Here is a 19,109-nt window from a genome sequence, read left to right on the forward strand (position 1 = left end):
CTTTATGTTAAGTCCTCTGCTCAAACGCTATACCTGGAACAGCACCTGGCTGTACTACGTGCGGATTTTTATCGCGCTATGCGGCACAACGGCGCTACCCTGGTGGCTGGGTGACGTCAAGCTGACTATCCCACTCACGCTGGGTATGGTCGCTGCCGCACTTACCGATCTGGACGATCGTCTCGCGGGCCGATTGCGCAATTTAATCATCACACTGGTGTGCTTTTTTATTGCCTCAGCCTCCGTTGAACTGCTCTTCCCATGGCCATGGCTGTTTGCTATTGGTTTAACGCTTTCCACCAGCGGCTTTATTCTGCTGGGGGGATTAGGCCAGCGCTATGCAACTATTGCTTTTGGTGCATTGCTGATCGCCATTTACACGATGCTGGGCACCTCGCTTTACGATCAGTGGTATCAACAACCCATCCTGCTGCTCGCTGGCGCTATCTGGTATAACCTGCTGACGCTCACCGGACATCTTCTGTTCCCCATCCGCCCCTTACAGGACAATCTGGCACGCAGCTACGAACAGTTAGCGCACTACCTGGAACTGAAATCGCGTCTTTTTGACCCCGACATAGAAGATGAAAGCCAGGCACCGTTGTATGATTTAGCTCTCGCGAATGGCCAACTGATGGCAACGCTGAATCAGACTAAAGTGTCGCTGCTGACCCGCCTGCGCGGTGACCGTGGACAACGGGGAACACGTCGCACGCTACATTACTATTTTGTGGCGCAGGATATTCATGAACGCGCAAGCTCTTCACATATTCAGTATCAAACGCTACGCGATCATTTCCGTCACAGCGATGTGATGTTCCGTTTCCAGCGGTTGATGTCGATGCAAGGGCAAGCCTGTTCACAATTATCTCGCTGTATTTTATTGCGCACGCCTTACCAGCACGATCCGCACTTTGAGCGCGCCTTCACCCATATAGATGCCGCACTTGAGCGCATGCGTGCCAGTGGTGAACCTGCCGACCTGCTCAATACGCTGGGTTTTTTACTGTCAAACCTACGGGCAATCGACGCGCAGCTTGCTACCATAGAGTCTGAACAGGCTCAGGTACTCTCGCGCAATGAGACTGAAAATCAGCTTGCCGATGACAGTCCCCATGGATTCAGTGATATCTGGTTACGTCTGAGCCGTAATTTCACCCCTGAGTCTGCTCTGTTTCGCCATGCCGTTCGCATGTCGTTAGTGCTCTGTGTTGGTTACGCCATTATCCAGATAACCGGCATGAATCACGGATACTGGATCTTGCTGACCAGCCTGTTTGTCTGTCAGCCAAACTACAACGCCACCCGACATCGCCTGGCGCTCAGGATTATCGGCACGTTGGTTGGGATTGCCATTGGTTTACCGATCCTGTGGTTTGTACCCTCTCTCGAAGGGCAGCTGATACTCCTGGTGATCACTGGTGTGCTGTTTTTTGCCTTTCGCAACGTCCAGTATGCACACGCCACCATGTTTATCACGCTGCTGGTGTTACTGTGCTTTAACCTGCTCGGCGAAGGCTTTGAGGTTGCACTGCCGCGTGTCATCGATACGCTAATTGGCTGTGCTATCGCCTGGGCTGCTGTCAGTTTCATCTGGCCAGACTGGCGTTTTCGTAACCTACCACGGGTAATTGAACGGGCGACTGACGCTAACTGCCGCTACCTTGATGCTATTCTCGAGCAATATCATCAGGGTCGTGATAATCGTCTGGCCTACCGTATCGCTCGCCGTGATGCGCATAATCGTGATGCTGAACTCGCCTCCGTGGTATCAAACATGTCGAGCGAGCCGGATGTCACGGCCCAAACCCGCGAAACGGCGTTCCGTTTACTGTGTCTCAACCATACGTTTACCAGCTATATTTCTGCGCTGGGCGCACATCGCGAACAGCTGACCAATCCAGACGTTTTGGCATTGCTGGATGACGCTGTTTGCTATGTTGATGATGCCCTTCACCATCAACCCGCTGACGAGCAGCGTGTATATCAGGCGTTAGAAGGGCTGAAGCAGCGAATTCAGCACCTGGAACCACGCCCGGACAGTAAAGAGCCGCTGGTCGTTCAGCAAGTTGGGCTATTGATCGCCCTGCTCCCAGAGATCCGGCGATTACAGCAGCAAATTGACGTGCTGCCGTCTAATACCCCGGCTCCGGCGTAAGAGAACTTACCCACTCAACTAGCTCCTGGCGACGCGTCGCCGGGAGCGCGGCTTCATGTATCCCCCCTACCGCGCCTTCAAGGGCATAGAGTACTTTTACCGTCAGAGCCGGGTTATTTTGCCGAAGTTTCAGCCAGCACATTTGTGCTCCCAACGATCGCATGGTCCCCTCATCTTTAATTCCAGCTTCATTCAACAGAGTCTCCAGATGAAACGTCATATTCGGCAATTCCCGCAGACGATGCAGGGCAAAGCGACTCTGTTTTTCCTTAACCGCTGCATCCAACGAATATCGCGATAGCGACACCAGCTGCTGCTGGTTTTGCCACAGGGCATCGTTCACCTGGTAATAATTAAGTACAAGAGGACGTCCGCGCTTAATAAATGTCAGCCAGACAGGAGAATTTTGTACACAATACTGGGCGCTCTGCTCACAGGCGCGAAGATACAGCTCACCATTAGCGACCATGGCAAAGACCGTATCGCCAACCGTCAGACTGTAGCCACCAAACAGTGAGCGATAGTGAATTGTCCCCAGAGAAGCCAGATATTCCTGCGATTTATAGATCCTTGCATAAGAAAGCTCTTTCATAAAAATCCTTTTTAAATCATAACGTAAGAAAATGATTTTCAGTAGCGGATCCGTTAATGACGAAAATAGGCAACTTATGCGTATGGGGCAAGATGAATTTTATTTTTCCCGTGACGACGACTAAAAATTGCGAACCTGTTTCCGAAAATAAGGTTGATCTTTGTTGATTGCAGGGTTACTGTATATCTATACAGTAACTCACAGGGCTGGATTGATTATGTACACTTCAGGCTATGCAAATCGTTCATCGTCGTTCTCTTCCACATCAAGCAACATTGCGCGCGTTTCATCAGAGAACGCAACCGCTGGGCTTATCAGTGAAGTTGTCTATCGCGAGGACCAGCCCATGATGACACAACTGCTGCTGCTTCCCCTGCTGCAACAGTTAGGGCAACAATCACGCTGGCAGCTGTGGCTGACGCCTCAGCAAAAATTAAGTCGGGAGTGGGTGCAGTCAGCTGGACTTCCATTGACGAAAGTCATGCAAATTAGTCAGCTCTCCCCCTGCAATACGCTGGAATCGATGATTCGTGCGCTACGCACGGGTAATTACAGTGTTGTCATTGGCTGGCTGGCGGAAGAATTAACGGAAGATGAACATGCCGAACTGGTCAAAGCGGCTGATGAAGGTAATGCGATGGGTTTTATCATGCGTCCGGTTCGCGCCCAGACACTTGCGGGCAGACAGCATTCCGGGCTAAAAATTCACTCGAATTTGTATCATTGAGTAAAATTAGGATTTATCCTGGAATTTTTTTTCATCTCTCAATTTGTCTTTGAGCTGTAATGTGTTTTTCGTCTGAACGCTTGTCTGAAGCGGTTTTCAGGATATCCTCAGTACATTTATTCAGCTATAAATGTTAAATATTGTGTATACAAGCCTTTTTTTTTCATATGCCTGACGGACTTCACACTTGTAAGTTTTCAACTACGTTGTAGACTTTACATCGCCAGGGGTGCTCGGCGTAAGCCGCAGATATCGGTAGAGTAACTATTGAACTGGTCCCCGGGTGAAGGATTTAACCGTGTTATCTCTCTTCGGAGATATTCATGGCGAATTTTGGATGATAACGAGGCGCAAAAAATGAAAAAGACAGCTATCGCAATTGCAGTGGCACTGGCTGGTTTCGCTACCGTGGCGCAGGCCGCTCCGAAAGATAACACCTGGTATACTGGTGCTAAACTGGGCTGGTCTCAGTTCCATGATATTGGCAACAACCGTATCGACAACAACGGTCCGACCCACGAAAGCCAACTGGGTGCCGGTGCGTTCGGTGGTTATCAGGTTAACCCGTACGTTGGTTTCGAAATGGGTTACGACTGGTTAGGCCGTATGCCATACAAAGGCAGCGAGCAGAATGGCGCTTTCAAAGCTCAGGGCGTTCAACTGACCGCTAAACTGGGTTACCCAATCACTGACGATCTGGACGTTTATACCCGTCTGGGTGGTATGGTTTGGCGTGCAGACGCTAAAAACAACGATGGCTTCAAAGACCACGACACTGGTGTATCCCCAGTATTCGCTGGTGGCGTAGAGTATGCAATTACTCCTGAAATCGCTACCCGTCTGGAATACCAGTGGACCAACAACATCGGTGACGCGAACACCGTTGGCGGTCGTCCGGATAACGGCCTGTTGAGCGTTGGTGTTTCTTACCGTTTCGGTCAGCAGGAAGAAGCAGCTCCAGTAGTTGTTGCTCCGGCTCCGGCTCCAGAAGTACAGACCAAGCACTTCACTCTGAAGTCTGACGTTCTGTTCAACTTCAACAAAGCAACTCTGAAACCAGAAGGCCAGCAGGCTCTGGACCAGATGTACAGCCAGCTGAGCAACCTGGATCCGAAAGACGGTTCCGTAGTGGTTCTGGGCTTCACTGACCGCATCGGTTCTGACGCTTACAACCAGGGTCTGTCCGAGAAACGTGCTCAGTCCGTTGTTGATTACCTGATCTCTAAAGGTATTCCTTCTGACAAAATCTCTGCACGTGGTATGGGTGAATCCAACCCAGTTACTGGCAACACCTGTGACAACGTGAAAGCTCGCGCTGCACTGATCGACTGCCTGGCTCCGGATCGTCGTGTTGAGATCGAAGTTAAAGGCATCAAAGACGTTGTAACTCAGCCTCAGGCTTAAGTTATCGTCTTATAAAAAACCCCGCATAGCGGGGTTTTTTTTCATCTGTTTTCATCCAAAGTAAGCCACGCATTCAACCAGCCGACCGCTACTCTTTCCCCAGCAACGCCTGTAAATCCTGTTTCAATGTCGACATTTTGTTCGCGTACTTCTCTTTATGCTCTGCGTCTTCAATCAGCTGCACAATAGTTTCAGAAAGCGTTTTTCCGCGCCGCTGCGCAAGACCTGCCAGACGCTGCCAGACCATAAATTCCAGATCGATGGATTTCTTCCGGGTATGCTGATGCTCAGCATTAAAGTGCCGCTTGCGCCTGGCACGTATGGTTTGTTTCATACGATTAAGCAGCGCAGGATTCATGTGTTCTTCAATCCAGCTATTGACCCGAACCGGTTCATTTTCGAGGGTTAGCAATAAATCAACGGCTTCTTTGGCAGCGCTGGCCTCGACGTAACGGGTGATTAATTCCCCCTCACGATGCTTCTTCACCAGATACTTCCATTTCCAGCCGCTTTCAAGGTTTTCAAGTTGTTGATATTTCATTGCGATCTCAATGTTACCGTGTAACTCTTATCAGAATATCAGCTTTTTCGGCATCTGAAGAAAAGAATATCCAGCCTGTGAACTGTCGCGCGTCATCACAACCGTTTCGCGGTGCTTTCCAGGTGTTTAGTGGTGAGGGTTACGGTATAATCTCGTTTTTTACAACAGACTAAAAAACATCAACTTTGACCATTACGAAACTTGCATGGCGTGATCTGGTTCCTGATACCGACAGTTATCAGGAAGTATTTGCACAGCCGCACGTCACTGACGACACCGACACCTTACTTAGTGATACTCAGCCACGTTTACAATTCGCGCTAGAGCAGCTTCTTCAGCACTGGACAACATCCTCGTTCATGTTGGTAAAAGCACCGGAAGAGCTTGAGTATCTCAACCTTATTGCAAAGGCTGCACGTCCCTTGCACACGGATGCAGGAAGCCTGACTGGCGGTCATTACGACATCTCCGGTCACACTATTCGTTATCGTACAGCTGAGAAAACGGAAGACAATTTTGCGACGTTAACGCAGGTGGTCAGCGCTGACTGGGCCGAAGCCGAACAACTGTTCGGCTGTCTACGTCAGTTCAATGGTGAAATCACGCTACAGCCAGGTCTGGTACATCAGGCCAATGGAGGTGTGCTGGTTATCTCATTGCGCACGCTGTTGGCCCAACCGCTGTTATGGATGCGCCTGAAAGCCATTGTCAGCCACGAGCGTTTTGATTGGGTGGCTTTTGATGAGTCTCGCCCGCTGCCTGTCTCCGTTCCGCCTATGCCGCTTAAACTGAAAGTGATTTTGGTGGGTGAGCGTGAATCGCTGGCGGATTTCCAGGACATGGAACCAGAATTGGCTGAGCAGGCCATTTACAGCGAGTTTGAAGATAATCTGCAGATTGTGGATGCCGAAACCATGACGCAGTGGTGTCAATGGGTCACGCATACTGCCATGCGCAATAATTTGCCTTACCCCGCTCCCGATGCCTGGCAGGTTCTGATCCGTGAAGCCGTTCGCTATACCGGTGAACAGGATACATTGCCGCTTAACCCGCTGTGGATCACCCGACAGTTCAAAGAGGTGGCACCGTTATGCGAGGGCGAAACCTGCAACGCTGAGCAGTTCAGCCTGATGCTGGCTCAGCGCGAATGGCGTGAGGGATTCCTGGCTGAACGCATGCAGGATGAAATTCTGCAAGAGCAAATCCTTATCGAGACAGAAGGCGAGCGTATTGGCCAGATCAACGCCTTGTCGGTGATTGAGTTTCCAGGCCACCCACGCGCATTTGGCGAGCCTTCTCGTATCAGTTGCGTCGTGCATATTGGCGACGGCGAGTTTACGGATATTGAGCGCAAAGCCGAGCTTGGCGGAAATATTCATGCCAAGGGTATGATGATTATGCAGGCGTTCCTGATGTCGGAACTCCAGCTGGAGCAACAGATCCCCTTCTCTGCCTCGCTGACCTTTGAGCAATCTTACAGTGAGGTGGACGGTGACAGCGCGTCCATGGCAGAACTGTGCGCATTGATTAGCGCCCTCGCCGACGTTCCTGTTAATCAAAGTATCGCCATTACCGGTTCTGTCGATCAGTTTGGTCGGGCACAACCTGTCGGTGGTCTGAATGAGAAAATTGAAGGTTTCTTCGCCATCTGCCAGCAGCGCGAGCTGACAGGCACACAGGGCGTCATCATTCCTTCGGCTAACGTCAGACACCTCAGCCTGCAGCCTGCGCTGCTACAGGCCATAGAAGAAGAAAAATTCACTATCTGGGCGGTGGACGACGTGACCGATGCGCTGCCACTGTTGTTAAATCTGGTGTGGGATGGCGAAGGCCAGACAACGCTGATGCAAACCATTCAGGAGCGTATTGCCACGGCAACGCAACAGGAAGGTCGTCACCGTTTCCCATGGCCGCTACGTTGGCTGAACTGGATTATTCCGAACTGATCGGACTTGTTCAGCGTACACGTGTTAGCTATCCTGCGTGCTTCAATAAAATAAGGCTTACAGAGAACATGGTAGATAAACGCGAATCCTATACGAAAGAAGACCTTCTTGCCTCTGGTCGCGGTGAGCTGTTTGGCGCTAAAGGGCCACAACTGCCAGCACCAAGCATGCTGATGATGGACCGTGTCATCAAGATGACCGAAACCGGTGGCAACTTTGACAAAGGTTATGTTGAAGCTGAACTGGATATCAACCCGGACCTGTGGTTCTTCGGTTGTCACTTTATCGGCGATCCGGTGATGCCGGGCTGCCTGGGTCTCGACGCCATGTGGCAACTGGTTGGATTCTATCTCGGCTGGCTGGGCGGCGAAGGTAAAGGCCGTGCGCTGGGCGTAGGCGAAGTCAAATTCACCGGCCAGGTTCTGCCGACCGCGAAGAAAGTCACTTACCGCATTCACTTCAAACGCATCGTTAACCGTCGCCTGATCATGGGCCTGGCAGATGGTGAAGTGCTGGTTGATGGTCGACTGATCTATACCGCAAACGATCTGAAAGTGGGTCTTTTCCAGGACACTTCCGCGTTCTAATCCAGAACTGGGAAGCAGCCAGACATTAACGTTTCTTCGTTTTATCTGGTGTGCAAAAAGGCGAAACCTCCGCTCTGCGGAGGTTTCTTTTATCTAAAGAGACAGAATCAGGCCATTAAAACCCTATCCCCCATGGCTTCTCGCCAGCCTCCCAGCCAGTATGACCTCTGATTCAGCGTCTGATAGGGACACATTTCTTTTGAGCGTCCGGCAATGCCGGCCTGATATCCACGTTGATGTGCCCGTTCCAGGCGATCTCGTTTTTGTCTCTTCATGCCTCGTTTCCCTCATTTTTGGGTCTGGTGGAAAAGAAAACAGTGATTACTAAGTGTGCAATCACACTAAACGAATACCCCTAAACATCAGGCTCGTCAATGCGCAAAATTCACGCCAGTGTCATATTTGTGAGCTAGCCTCTAAATCATTTGTACAAAAATAGTCAGTCAGAACAGCTATCTTCACGGCTAAAAAAATAAAAAAACCGCCCCGGGCAATGAACCAGGGGCGGCATAATTTACAATTATTTAAGCTTAAGGGATGCGTTTCAGCTCTTGAGCAATGGCCGTCGCTTCCTGACTCCAGGCATTGGCTAGAACCTTCACCATCTCATCGTAGCCGTCTTTGGTCTGTACAGCTTCGATGTGGAATGGACGTTTGATCAGTTGTCCCTGATGATTCAGCAACCATTCACCGCTCACAATAACCTTACCATCGTACCGACCGTGGAAGCCGGTTACGGTAACGTTCAGCGTATCCTGAGTGCTTCCAAGCGGTTGTGAAGCGACAACCCAGCCAGGCAACTGCATACTGAGGTTCGCAACCAGTGTATTGCGCAATTGCTGATCTAATGGGCTGGCCCAGAGATTATTATTTGCTATCACATATTGCACATCGCTGGTCTGGTAAACCACCCCATTACCGGCCAGATAATCAGGTACCGCAATCTGTTCAACCCACAGCAGACGGTTTCCCTGATTGGCAGAGCTCTGCACTCCGCCTTGTGCGATAGGGAGCTGGTAATAGCTTTTATTTTCTCCGCTGGAGCTGCATGACGTCAGCCAGACCGCCATCATCACCACTAGCCACTTTTTCATTGTTTCGCCCTCTTCGGCTCTGGATCTTTTTTGTCCTTCGCTTCAAATACCAGCGCATTACTCTTATCGTTCAACGTTTTCAGTACCGGTTGCAGTTCACGCAGTACCTGATCAAGACGCTGCATATCCGCCACCATCTTGTTGTAGGCCGCGGAACCAGGCTGGAAGCCCTGCATACTACGATTCAGTTCACGTAGCGTGTTTTGCATATCCGCCGGCAGATCCTGCATCGACTGGCTGGACGTGATCTTGTTCATGTTATCCAGCGTGGTTTGCAGATGTTTCATTGTGCGCTGGCTTTCCGACAGCGTATTGGTTGCCTGCTCAATCATCGGGTTCAGCGGCAGATTGTTAATCTTATCCAACGCTTCCATCAGACGCTGTTGGATCTGCGCCAGACCACCGCTCACGGTCGGAATAATTTGATAACCATTGAATTCGCGTACACCGGTAATCGGCGGCTCTTTCGGGTAGAAGTCGAGATCGACATACAGCGCGCCGGTCACCAGGTTCCCGGTTTTCAGCGATGCCCGTAATCCGCGTTTAAGCAATTCCGCCAGATGAGCGCCAACATCGGTATCTTCTCCCAGCTGTGCCTTCAGACGTTCAGGTTCAATACGCACCAGCACCGGAATGCGGTAATCATTGTTAAATACCTGACGCATATTCGGTGAGAAGAAAGGTACTTTACTCACCGTACCCAAGCGGATGCCACGGAATTCCAGCGGTGCACCAGGCTGTAGGCCACGAATCGAATCTTTAAAGAACATCAGATAATCAATATGATCGGTATACAGGGAATCCTGAATACTTTTTTGATCGTCATAGAGGTTAAATGAGGCCTGCTGCTCAACCGGTTGACCTTGTTCCAGCCCTTCGGGCACATCAAAACTTACACCACCGCCAAACAGCGTGGAGAGCGATCCCATTTCTACGCGCATACCTGCTGAGGTAAGATCTACGGCGATCCCGCTGTCTTTCCAGAAACGTACATTGCTGGTCACCAGACGATCATTAGGCGCATTGATGAAAAGCTGATAGCTGATCGTACGCTTTTGCGCATCAAACGTGCTGGTTTCAACCGAGCCCACACGATAGCCGCGGAAAAGCACCGGATCGCCTGGGCTCAACTGACCGGCTTTTTTACTGTCCAGAATCACACGGATCCCTTTTGCATCTGGCGGAGCCAGCGGCGGTGAATCCAGCAGTTGGTAATTTTCCAGCTTACTGCCTTTATTGCCGGGCTGCAGTTCAATATAAGCCCCGGACAATAACGTGCCGAGCCCACTGATACCTTCACGTCCAACCTGCGGCTTCACCACCCAAAAGACAGAATCTTTATGCAGCAGCTTTTCCATTCCGGAGTTAAGACGCGCTTTAATCTCCACATGGGTCAAATCATCAGTCAGGGTTGCGCTCTCGACGATACCGACATCCACGCTGCGGCTCTTAATCGTCGTTTTGCCCCCTTCAATACCTTCGGCATTGGTGGTAATCAGCGTGACCTGTGGCCCCTGATGACTGTAGTGATAAAACAGTACCCACGCGCCAATGAGTGCAGTGACGATAGGGAATATCCACACGGGCGACCAGTTTTTTACCTTTTGCACTTTGGCTTCCCCACTTTTAGATTCCATGCTGTCAGGACTCCTCATGGCCTGGTTCTGGTTCACGGTCCCACGACAGACGCGGATCAAATGTCATCGCAGAAAACATTGTCATAATGACGACTAAAGCAAACATCAAAGCACCCATTGCAGGATAAATGTTCATTAACCCTCCCATGCGTACCAGCGCAGAGAGTACCGCAATCACAAAGACGTCGATCATTGACCAGCGACCGACAAATTCCACAACTTCATAAATCAGGTGCATACGTTCGCTGTCGCGTTTGCCGTGCCCTTTGGCATCCCAACATAGCCAGGCAATGGCGATCATTTTCAACGTCGGCACCATAATACTGGCGATAAAAATAACCGCAGCCACCGGATAAGAGCCTTCGCTCCAGATTAAAACCACCCCCTCAAGTATCGTTGATGGCAGCTTTGACCCGAGCAGATCGGTAATCATAATCGGCAAAATATTGGCAGGAAGATAAAGCATGATCGACGTGAACAGTAATGCCAACGTCCATTGCAGACTGTTTTTACGCCGCACATAGCCTTTCGTCTGGCAGCGCGGACACACCCGTTCATCAGCGGGAAGAATCGCGGTGCAGCAAGAGCAGGAACGCAGTCCCTGTCGAATGCCGGGCACACCTGGTTTTAACTCCTGCTTAATCGCTGGCATTGGCGCAATATCATCCCACAGCCAGCGACGGTCAACGCACTGGAATGCGCGCAGTTGCAAAACGCAAAAGAAGCACCACGGAATAAAGCTGCTGCCCACGCCAATATCGCCGTAAGCCATAAGCTTAACGAAGCTGACCAGCACGCCAGCGAGGAAGATTTCCGCCATCCCCCAGCTTTTTAACTGGAACAGGACGCGTGCAAGACCCGCCTTAAGTCTGGCGGGCATCTGCACCCGATTCACCAGCAGCAAGATAGTCAGCAGGCAAAACGCGGGGACCAACTGCACGAATAATAAAAAGAAGGTGCCGAGACTGGCGTAGTCTTCAGAAAAGAGAACGCTGGGGATCTCCAGCAACGTCACTTCGCTGCTCACCCCTGCGACGTTCATATTCACAAAGGGGAAGAGATTTGACAGAAGCAGCATGAACAATGCTGCTAATACATAGGCGGTAGGACGCTGCCGCGGCGCGTCCCACTCAACCGTTAACGTAGTGCCACATCGTGGACATGCCGCTTTCTGACCATGCTCAAGGCGAGGTAACGCCACCAGCATGTCACACTGCGAGCACAAAATATGCTTCGCGGCATGGTGATGTTCGCACATATGTGCTCCTTTAAATTATGCGCCGTTCTTCAAAGACTCAAGATACTCCCAGCGCTCAAAGGCTTGCTCAAGTTCTTGTTCCGCTTCGTTCAGATTAGCTAATACCTGCTGTGTTTGCTCATGTGGCTGACTGAAAAAAGCGGCGTCAGCAACCTGCGCTTGCAGTCTTTCCAGTTTAGCTTCCAGTTCTTCAAGCTGAGCGGGGAGCTGCTCCAGTTCGCGCTGCAGTTTATAGCTTAGTTTGCTCGTACCACGTTTGACAATTTCTGCTTTAGGAGCAACAGCTTCCTCTGTTTTTTTCGCGACCGGTTGTTTAAACGCCACATACTGAGATTGCTGGCTGCGCGCGTCATGATAACCGCCGACATAACGACCAATTTTACCACCGCCCTCGAAGATCCAGCATTCAGTTACAGTATTATCCACAAACTGACGGTCGTGGCTTACCAGCAGTACAGTCCCCTGATAGCTATCAATTAGTTCTTCAAGCAGTTCCAGCGTTTCGACGTCAAGATCGTTCGTTGGTTCATCGAGAATCAAAAGATTGCTGGGTTTCAGAAAAAGACGCGCCAACAGCAGGCGATTTCGTTCCCCACCAGAGAGCGCTCGCACTGGCGTCATCGCGCGTTTCGGATGGAACAGGAAGTCCTGCAGATAACCCAGCACATGGCGAGGTTTACCGTTAACCATCACCTCTTGCTTACCTTCAGCCAGGTTGTCCATCACGGTTTTATCTGGATCCAGTTCGGCGCGGTGCTGATCGAAATAGGCCACTTCCAGCTTGGTGCCGACGTGAATGCGTCCACTGTCAGCCTGAAGCTGGCCTAACATCAGCTTCAGCAGCGTTGTTTTGCCGCAGCCGTTCGGTCCGATTAGCGCAATTTTGTCGCTACGTTGTACCTGTGCGGAGAAATCTTTTACCAGCTGCTTACCATCAACCTGGTAATCCACGTTCTCCATTTCGAAAACAATCTTGCCTGAACGGCTCGCCTCTTCGACCTGCATCTTCGCCGTGCCCATCACTTCGCGGCGTTCGCCACGCTCGCGACGCATGGCTTTCAGTGCGCGCACGCGGCCTTCATTACGGGTACGGCGCGCTTTGATCCCCTGACGGATCCAGACCTCTTCCTGCGCCAGCTTGCGGTCAAACTCTGCATTTTGTAACTCTTCTACGCGCAGCGCTTCTTCTTTTTCCAGCAGATACTGATCGTAATTCCCCGGGTAGGTCACCAGCTTGCCACGATCGAGGTCGACGATACGCGTCGCCATATTGCGTATAAACGAACGGTCGTGGGAAATGAAGATGATTGTCCCATTGAAAGATTTCAGGAACCCTTCCAGCCAGTCGATGGTTTCAATATCCAGGTGGTTTGTTGGTTCATCCAGCAGCAGTACACGCGGATTGCTCACTAACGCGCGGCCCAGCGCCGCTTTACGCAGCCAACCGCCTGAAAGCGAAGAAAGTGCGGCGTTTGGATCCAGCCCCAACTGCTCCAGCACTTCATTAATACGGCTTTCGAGCTGCCACAGATTGTGATGATCGAGCATTTCCTGAACCCGCGCCATCTCATTCAGATTTCTGTCGCTCGGATCAGTCATCACCAGACGCGAAATATCGTGATAACGTTTGAGATACTCGGCCTGTTCTTCGATACCCTCGGCAACGAAATCATACACGCTGCCTTCAACATTACGCGGCGGATCCTGTTGCAGACGCGCCACAACCAGATCCTGCTCATAAATGATACGCCCGTCGTCAAGCCCCTGCTCACGGTTCAGGATCTTCATCAGCGTCGATTTACCTGCGCCGTTACGGCCAACCAAACAGACGCGTTCGTTATCTTCGATATGCAGTTCTGCATTATCAAGAAGTGGCGCATCGCTGAACGACAGCCATGCACCATGCATACTGATCAATGACATTTATTTATCCTTTCAGGCTGCGGTAATCAGCCAGCAATTGTGGATCTGACGGTTACGGGCAAAATCCTGGGAAAGCGTTTTTTGGGTAATTTCTTGTGCTTTCAATCCCAGTTCAGCCAAACCGTCGAGATCCATACGGAACCCACGTTTGTTGTTGGAGAACATGATCGTGCCGTCTTTACGCAGTAGACGTTTCAGATCTTTCATCAGCGCCAGATGATCGCGCTGCACATCAAACGAATCTTCCATACGTTTTGAGTTAGAGAACGTCGGCGGGTCGATGAAAATCAGATCAAACTGTTCATTCGCATCACGCAGCCAGCCCAGGCAATCGGCCTGAATTAAACGATGAGCGCGACCGCTCAATCCGTTCAGGCGCAGGTTACGTTCCGCCCATTCCAGATAGGTACGCGACATATCGACCGTCGTGGTGCTACGCGCGCCGCCCAATCCTGCATGTACGCTGGCGCTACCGGTGTAGGAAAACAGGTTGAGGAAGTCCTTACCTTTACTCATCTGCCCCAGCATGCGGCGCGCAATACGGTGATCGAGGAATAAACCCGTATCAAGGTAGTCAGTCAGGTTAACCCACAGGCGCGCGTTGTACTCGCTTACCTCAATGAATTCACCCTTCTCATTCATCTTCTGATACTGATTCTTGCCTTTCTGACGCTCACGGGTTTTCAGCACCAGTTTGTTTGGCGCGATTTCCAGTACTGACAGCGTGGCGGCAATGATGTCGAACAAGCGTTGACGTGCTTTTTGCGCATCAACCGTCTTCGGCGGTGCGTATTCCTGAACCACGACCCAATCACCGTAACGATCTACTGCAACGTTGTATTCCGGCAGGTCAGCGTCATACAGGCGATAGCATTCAATGCCTTCCTGACGCGCCCATTTTTCCAGCTTCTTAATATTCTTGCGCAGGCGGTTGGCATAATCTTCCGCTACCGTAGCCGGCTTGCTGTCCGCAGTGGTCTCTGCAACGTGATAATTCTTCTGCACACAATCCAGCGGGCCGTTTTTCGCTTTGAACTGCTTGTCGGCACGTAATTGCAGGCTGCTGAGCAGATCCGGCGAGGCGCTGAACAGCGACAAATTCCAGCCGCCAAACTGGTTTTTCATCGTACGGCCCAGCAGGCTGTGCAGGGCAATCAGCGCCGGTTCGCTATCCAGACGTTCGCCGTAAGGCGGGTTACTGATAACTGTCCCATACGGTCCTTTCGGCAGCGGATTGCTCAGTTTGGCGACATCTTTCACGTCAAACGTCATCAGATCGGCGATACCGGCGCGGCGAGCATTACTACGCGCTTTTTCAATCACGCGCGCATCGCTATCGGATCCATAAAAATGCGAGGTATAGTCAGCCAGTCCCTTACGCGCACGCACCTGCGCTTCGGCTTTAACTTCTTGCCAGACAGCTTCGTCGTGTTGCGCCCAACCGCTGAAGCCCCAGTATCCACGGTGCAGACCCGGCGCGCGATCGGTCGCCCACATTGCCGCTTCAATCAGCAGCGTGCCGGAACCACACATCGGATCGAGTAACGGGGTTCCCGGCTGCCAGCCAGAACGCATAACAATTGCCGCGGCCAGCGTCTCTTTAATCGGTGCCTGACCCGCGCGATCGCGATAGCCACGCTGATGCAAACCGTCACCGCTCAGATCGAGCGCAATGCTGGCAGTATCTTTGTTCAACCAGACGTTGATGCGCAGATCCGGAGATTCACGATCCACATTCGGACGCGGCATATTTTTGCGGGTAAAGGCATCGACAATCGCATCCTTGACCTTCAGTGCGCCGTACTGGCTGTTACGAATGGTCTCGTTCAGTCCGCTAAAATGGACGGCAAACGTAGCACCAGGGTTAAATATCTCTGTCCAGTCGATTGCCTGAACGCCGAGGTACAGATCAAGATCGCTGTAGACCTTGCACTCTCCCATCGGCAGGATAATGCGCGAGGCCAGGCGGCTCCACATCAGGCTCTGGTAAACAAGCCGCGTGTCGCCCTTAAAATGGACCCCACCCTGAACGACCTGACACTCCAGCGCGCCGAGGTTTTCCAGTTCAGTTTTTAACAGCTCTTCCAGCCCGCGGGCCGTACTGGCAAACAGAGAATTCATAATGTCACTTTTACTCCAAGAAAATTGCTGCGCATTATAGCTAATATGGGCTGTATGTCATAAAGTTGAAGGCTTATTTTCATTCGAGGGGCTGTACAGTGGTCACGTTAACCCGACTTTTTATTCATCCGGTTAAATCAATGCGCGGCATTGGGCTTACGCATGCCCTGGCAGATATTAGCGGTCTCGCCTTTGATCGCATATTTATGATCACTGAACCTGACGGAACGTTCATAACTGCCCGCCAGTTCCCACAAATGGTCCGTTTTACGCCTTCCCCATTCCACGATGGGCTGCATCTTACAGCTCCAGATGGCAGCAGCGCGCTCGTGCGATTTGCCGATTTCGCTAGCCAGGATGCGCCGACGGAAGTATGGGGAAACCATTTTACCGCGCGTATTGCGCCAGCGGCTATCAATCAGTGGCTTAGCGGCTTTTTCTCCCGTAACGTGCAGTTACGCTGGGTCGGCCCGCAGCTGACGCGCCGTGTAAAACGCCATGTTGATGTTCCTTTATCCTTCGCTGATGGTTATCCCTATCTGCTGGCCAACGAAGCATCCCTGCGCGATCTGCAACAGCGCTGTCCGGCAAGCGTCAAAATGGAACAGTTTCGCCCCAATATAGTAGTTTCGGGAGCTGGTGCCTGGGAAGAAGATACCTGGAAAGTGATTCGTATTGGCGACGTCATTTTTGATGTAGCAAAACCCTGTAGCCGCTGTATTTTCACGACAGTTAGCCCGGAAAAAGGCCAGAAACATCCATCCGGTGAACCGCTTGCTACATTGCAAACCTTCCGCACTGCGGTAGATAACGGCGATGTCGATTTCGGTCAGAATCTTATCGCGCGTAACAGTGGCGTTATTCGCGTCGGCGATGAGGTAGAAATTTTGGCAACCGGCCCCGCCAGAGCGTACGGCGCGGCTGAATCAGACGAAACTACACCCGAACAACAACCTGATGCCACGTTGCTTATTGACTGGCAGGGACAGACCTTTCGCGGAAATAATCAGCAGGTATTGCTTGAGCAGTTGGAAAACCAGGGTATCCGGGTTCCCTATTCATGCCGGGCAGGCATTTGCGGATGCTGTCGAATTCGACTGGTAGAAGGCGAAGTTAGCCCGTTGAAGAAATCAGCGATGGGGGACGACGGAACGATTCTGTGCTGTAGCTGTGTTCCCAAAACGGCAATCAGGCTGGAGAGCTAAACCGCCTGCTCAAGGCTGAAACTGTCAACAACGGCCTGCGGTTTCAGCCTGTCATTCATTATTTTAATCGCATCGCCAAGCTGCATCGTACGCCCGGCGATAACCACGCCAGGTTGCGCAAGCAGGCAAAGCGCGGCGTTTTCACCCGGTTCAACCACTAACAGGTTTACCTGTTCATCGGTATCGCTTAAATCAACACAGGCTGCGTCACCCACGACCGGCGACCAGTTAATACCGTGTGCGACAAAGTGCCAGCTTTTTGGCATTTGCGGTTTGAGATAACGAATCGCCACCAGCGCATTAAGCACCAGTTCCGCTTTTTGTTCTTTGGCTAAATCCAGGTAGCGACATTTTTCTTCAAAGGAAAAATAAAGCGCGGCGTCATCAACACAAAAACCTGACGGAGAAAATGCATCAGGAGTGAGCATTTTACGAGCAAAACGCGAACGGAATAACATGCCATTGGCTAAATCGAGCATCATACGATCGTGCTCTTCATCATAATACCAGCGCCAGTTATCGTCGGGTTTAATTCGCATCAGTTTCTCTCCTTTCCTTAATCATCACCGTTACGACAGTATCCTTTTGCCGCTTCGTTTATTGCCCTAATAATAAAAGCTCAGAATGTTTAAATAAGCAACAGTAAAGGAATATAAAACAACCAGGGCTAGAAATAAAGCCCTGGTTTGTGATTAAGGTAGCATTCAGATATTGCTGACGATTTCTTTTATCAACGGCGGACCTTTAAAAATAAAGCCCGAATAAATCTGTACGAGGGTTGCACCAGCAGCTATTTTCTCACGTGCAGCAATCACCGAGTCGATACCACCAACGCCAATAATCGGCAGCTGACCTTTTAATTCCTGAGACAACTGGCGAATAATTTCTGTACTTTTTAATTGCAACGGTCGACCGCTCAGACCACCCATTTGATCGCAATTTTTCATTCCCTGAACAAGAGAACGATCGAGGGTGGTGTTAGTCGCAATTACGCCATCAATATTATGACGAACTAAACTATCGGCGACCTGGATCAGTTCTTCCACAGAAAGATCCGGCGCGATCTTTACCGCCACCGGAACATATTTATGGTGGATCGCTTGCAGATCGTTTTGCTTATTTTTAATTGCCGTCAGGAGATCGTCCAGCGCCTCGCCGTATTGCAGCGTACGTAATCCCGGCGTATTAGGCGAAGAGATATTAATCGCGATATAACCAGCATAAGCATAGACTTTTTCCATACAAATCAGATAGTCATCTTTGCCGTTCTCTACTGGGGTATCTTTGTTCTTACCAATATTAATACCCAGAATACCGTCGAAATGCGATTTTTTAACGTTCTCAACCAGGTTATCAACCCCGTGGTTATTAAACCCCATGCGGTTGATCAAACCTTCTGCATCGACCAGACGGAACAGACGCGGTTTATCGTTACCCGGCTGAGGGCGTGGCGTCACGGTACCAATCTCAATGGAACCAAATCCCATCGCGCCGAGCGCATCAATGCACTCCCCGTCTTTATCCAGTCCGGCAGCAAGCCCGAGCGGATTTTTAAACGTCAACCCCATACAGGTAACCGGTTTTGCCGGTACTTTCTGGCGCACAAGCGCTTCAAGCGGTGTGCCGGTAATGCGACGTAATTGCTGGAATGTCAATTCATGAGCGCGCTCTGGATCGAGCTGAAAAAGGGCTTTACGAACGAAGGGGTAGTACATGAACTCTCCTGGATTCCCGGTGTGCAAACCGGGGGCGTATTATGTGCGATCGCGAGCAAAAAGGGAATTGACCTGCGGCAATAAATAGCAATCGTTTTCCTCGCCTCTGCCTTTTTATTCAATTTCCAACTTTTCTATGCCGTATAAATCATTTCGATAAACAAAATCTCTCTGCCAGACTGCTCAAATTGTTATCAATGT

16 protein-coding genes are annotated in these 19,109 nt (G+C 50.9%); 6 read left to right on the plus strand and 10 right to left on the minus strand.

Going from position 1 to position 19,109, the window contains the following annotated elements:
* The first annotated feature begins 4 nt into the window (after positions 1–4).
* Complete coding sequence (gene yccS, locus OGY17_RS15795) at positions 5–2,158, plus strand: YccS family putative transporter (protein ID WP_234102438.1); 2,154 nt, start codon at positions 5–7, stop codon at positions 2,156–2,158.
* Here yccS and OGY17_RS15800 read toward each other — a convergent pair.
* On the minus strand, positions 2,136–2,750 hold the full coding sequence (locus OGY17_RS15800) for a TfoX/Sxy family DNA transformation protein (protein WP_008784288.1): 615 nt from the start codon (positions 2,748–2,750) through the stop codon (positions 2,136–2,138). The genes yccS and OGY17_RS15800 overlap by 23 nt on opposite strands.
* Positions 2,751–2,967: 217 nt before the next feature.
* On the opposite strand from OGY17_RS15800, the gene sulA reads away from it, so the two are divergent.
* A complete protein-coding gene (gene sulA / locus OGY17_RS15805) occupies positions 2,968–3,477 on the plus strand; it encodes an SOS-induced cell division inhibitor SulA (protein ID WP_008784287.1) in 510 nt (169 codons plus the stop codon).
* A gap of 357 nt (positions 3,478–3,834) precedes the next feature.
* Positions 3,835–4,881 (plus strand): porin OmpA, encoded by a 1,047-nt coding sequence (gene ompA, locus OGY17_RS15810; RefSeq protein WP_020996510.1) that lies wholly within the window; start codon positions 3,835–3,837, stop codon positions 4,879–4,881.
* An 88-nt stretch (positions 4,882–4,969) separates the two neighbouring features.
* Here ompA and matP read toward each other — a convergent pair whose 3' ends face one another.
* On the minus strand, positions 4,970–5,422 hold the full coding sequence (gene matP / locus OGY17_RS15815) for a macrodomain Ter protein MatP (protein WP_032942905.1): 453 nt from the start codon (positions 5,420–5,422) through the stop codon (positions 4,970–4,972).
* A gap of 185 nt (positions 5,423–5,607) precedes the next feature.
* On the opposite strand from matP, the gene OGY17_RS15820 reads away from it, so the two are divergent.
* Together OGY17_RS15820 and fabA are read left to right on the plus strand one after the other, a co-directional pair.
* Positions 5,608–7,368, plus strand: a complete 1,761-nt coding sequence (locus OGY17_RS15820) for an AAA family ATPase (protein ID WP_032942904.1) — start codon at positions 5,608–5,610, stop codon at positions 7,366–7,368.
* Positions 7,369–7,436: 68 nt separating this feature from the next.
* On the plus strand, positions 7,437–7,955 hold the full coding sequence (gene fabA, locus OGY17_RS15825) for a bifunctional 3-hydroxydecanoyl-ACP dehydratase/trans-2-decenoyl-ACP isomerase (RefSeq protein WP_003035875.1): 519 nt from the start codon (positions 7,437–7,439) through the stop codon (positions 7,953–7,955).
* Positions 7,956–8,062: 107 nt separating this feature from the next.
* Here fabA and rmf read toward each other — a convergent pair whose 3' ends face one another.
* The 6 genes from rmf to rlmKL all read right to left on the minus strand — a co-directional run bounded on the left by rmf (position 8,063) and on the right by rlmKL (position 15,988).
* Positions 8,063–8,230: a ribosome modulation factor gene (rmf, locus tag OGY17_RS15830; protein WP_003035871.1), complete on the minus strand. Its 168-nt coding sequence runs from the start codon at positions 8,228–8,230 to the stop codon at positions 8,063–8,065.
* Positions 8,231–8,485: 255 nt separating this feature from the next.
* A complete protein-coding gene (pqiC, locus tag OGY17_RS15835) occupies positions 8,486–9,049 on the minus strand; it encodes a membrane integrity-associated transporter subunit PqiC (protein WP_003035868.1) in 564 nt (187 codons plus the stop codon).
* Positions 9,046–10,686, minus strand: a complete 1,641-nt coding sequence (gene pqiB / locus OGY17_RS15840; RefSeq protein WP_234102445.1) for an intermembrane transport protein PqiB — start codon at positions 10,684–10,686, stop codon at positions 9,046–9,048. Before pqiB ends, pqiC begins: the two co-directional genes overlap by 4 nt.
* Positions 10,687–10,690: 4 nt before the next feature.
* Positions 10,691–11,944 carry a membrane integrity-associated transporter subunit PqiA gene (pqiA, locus tag OGY17_RS15845; protein WP_060682458.1) on the minus strand — a complete coding sequence of 418 codons (1,254 nt, stop codon included), beginning with the start codon at positions 11,942–11,944 and terminating at the stop codon, positions 10,691–10,693.
* Between the two features lie 15 nt (positions 11,945–11,959).
* Positions 11,960–13,867 (minus strand): ABC transporter ATP-binding protein, encoded by a 1,908-nt coding sequence (locus tag OGY17_RS15850; RefSeq protein WP_008784281.1) that lies wholly within the window; start codon positions 13,865–13,867, stop codon positions 11,960–11,962.
* A gap of 12 nt (positions 13,868–13,879) precedes the next feature.
* Positions 13,880–15,988, minus strand: a complete 2,109-nt coding sequence (rlmKL, locus tag OGY17_RS15855) for a bifunctional 23S rRNA (guanine(2069)-N(7))-methyltransferase RlmK/23S rRNA (guanine(2445)-N(2))-methyltransferase RlmL (RefSeq protein WP_003831977.1) — start codon at positions 15,986–15,988, stop codon at positions 13,880–13,882.
* A gap of 98 nt (positions 15,989–16,086) precedes the next feature.
* Here rlmKL and OGY17_RS15860 point away from each other — a divergent pair, with 98 nt between their 5' ends.
* On the plus strand, positions 16,087–17,193 hold the full coding sequence (locus OGY17_RS15860; protein ID WP_286607770.1) for a YcbX family protein: 1,107 nt from the start codon (positions 16,087–16,089) through the stop codon (positions 17,191–17,193).
* Here the strand turns inward: OGY17_RS15860 and zapC are convergent.
* Positions 17,190–17,732 (minus strand): cell division protein ZapC, encoded by a 543-nt coding sequence (gene zapC, locus OGY17_RS15865; protein WP_003035852.1) that lies wholly within the window; start codon positions 17,730–17,732, stop codon positions 17,190–17,192. The genes OGY17_RS15860 and zapC overlap by 4 nt on opposite strands.
* A gap of 165 nt (positions 17,733–17,897) precedes the next feature.
* Entirely contained in the window at positions 17,898–18,908 is a 1,011-nt protein-coding gene (pyrD, locus tag OGY17_RS15870; RefSeq protein ID WP_003831973.1) for a quinone-dependent dihydroorotate dehydrogenase, read from the minus strand.
* Positions 18,909–19,109 lie beyond the last annotated feature (201 nt).

This window comes from Citrobacter sp. Cpo126, assembly GCF_030332445.1.
GTDB classification, from domain to species: domain Bacteria; phylum Pseudomonadota; class Gammaproteobacteria; order Enterobacterales; family Enterobacteriaceae; genus Citrobacter; species Citrobacter portucalensis.

What these genes read in the sequence shown, in the direction of transcription:
- yccS (WP_234102438.1), top strand. Translation starts at nt 5, where the DNA reads ATGTTAAGTCCTCTGCTCAAACGCTATACCTGGAACAGCACCTGGCTG.
- OGY17_RS15800 (WP_008784288.1), bottom strand. Translation starts at nt 2,750, where the DNA reads ATGAAAGAGCTTTCTTATGCAAGGATCTATAAATCGCAGGAATATCTG.
- sulA (WP_008784287.1), top strand. Translation starts at nt 2,968, where the DNA reads ATGTACACTTCAGGCTATGCAAATCGTTCATCGTCGTTCTCTTCCACA.
- ompA (WP_020996510.1), top strand. Translation starts at nt 3,835, where the DNA reads ATGAAAAAGACAGCTATCGCAATTGCAGTGGCACTGGCTGGTTTCGCT.
- matP (WP_032942905.1), bottom strand. Translation starts at nt 5,422, where the DNA reads ATGAAATATCAACAACTTGAAAACCTTGAAAGCGGCTGGAAATGGAAG.
- fabA (WP_003035875.1), top strand. Translation starts at nt 7,437, where the DNA reads ATGGTAGATAAACGCGAATCCTATACGAAAGAAGACCTTCTTGCCTCT.
- rmf (WP_003035871.1), bottom strand. Translation starts at nt 8,230, where the DNA reads ATGAAGAGACAAAAACGAGATCGCCTGGAACGGGCACATCAACGTGGA.
- pqiC (WP_003035868.1), bottom strand. Translation starts at nt 9,049, where the DNA reads ATGAAAAAGTGGCTAGTGGTGATGATGGCGGTCTGGCTGACGTCATGC.
- pqiB (WP_234102445.1), bottom strand. Translation starts at nt 10,686, where the DNA reads ATGGAATCTAAAAGTGGGGAAGCCAAAGTGCAAAAGGTAAAAAACTGG.
- pqiA (WP_060682458.1), bottom strand. Translation starts at nt 11,944, where the DNA reads ATGTGCGAACATCACCATGCCGCGAAGCATATTTTGTGCTCGCAGTGT.
- OGY17_RS15850 (WP_008784281.1), bottom strand. Translation starts at nt 13,867, where the DNA reads ATGTCATTGATCAGTATGCATGGTGCATGGCTGTCGTTCAGCGATGCG.
- rlmKL (WP_003831977.1), bottom strand. Translation starts at nt 15,988, where the DNA reads ATGAATTCTCTGTTTGCCAGTACGGCCCGCGGGCTGGAAGAGCTGTTA.
- zapC (WP_003035852.1), bottom strand. Translation starts at nt 17,732, where the DNA reads ATGCGAATTAAACCCGACGATAACTGGCGCTGGTATTATGATGAAGAG.
- pyrD (WP_003831973.1), bottom strand. Translation starts at nt 18,908, where the DNA reads ATGTACTACCCCTTCGTTCGTAAAGCCCTTTTTCAGCTCGATCCAGAG.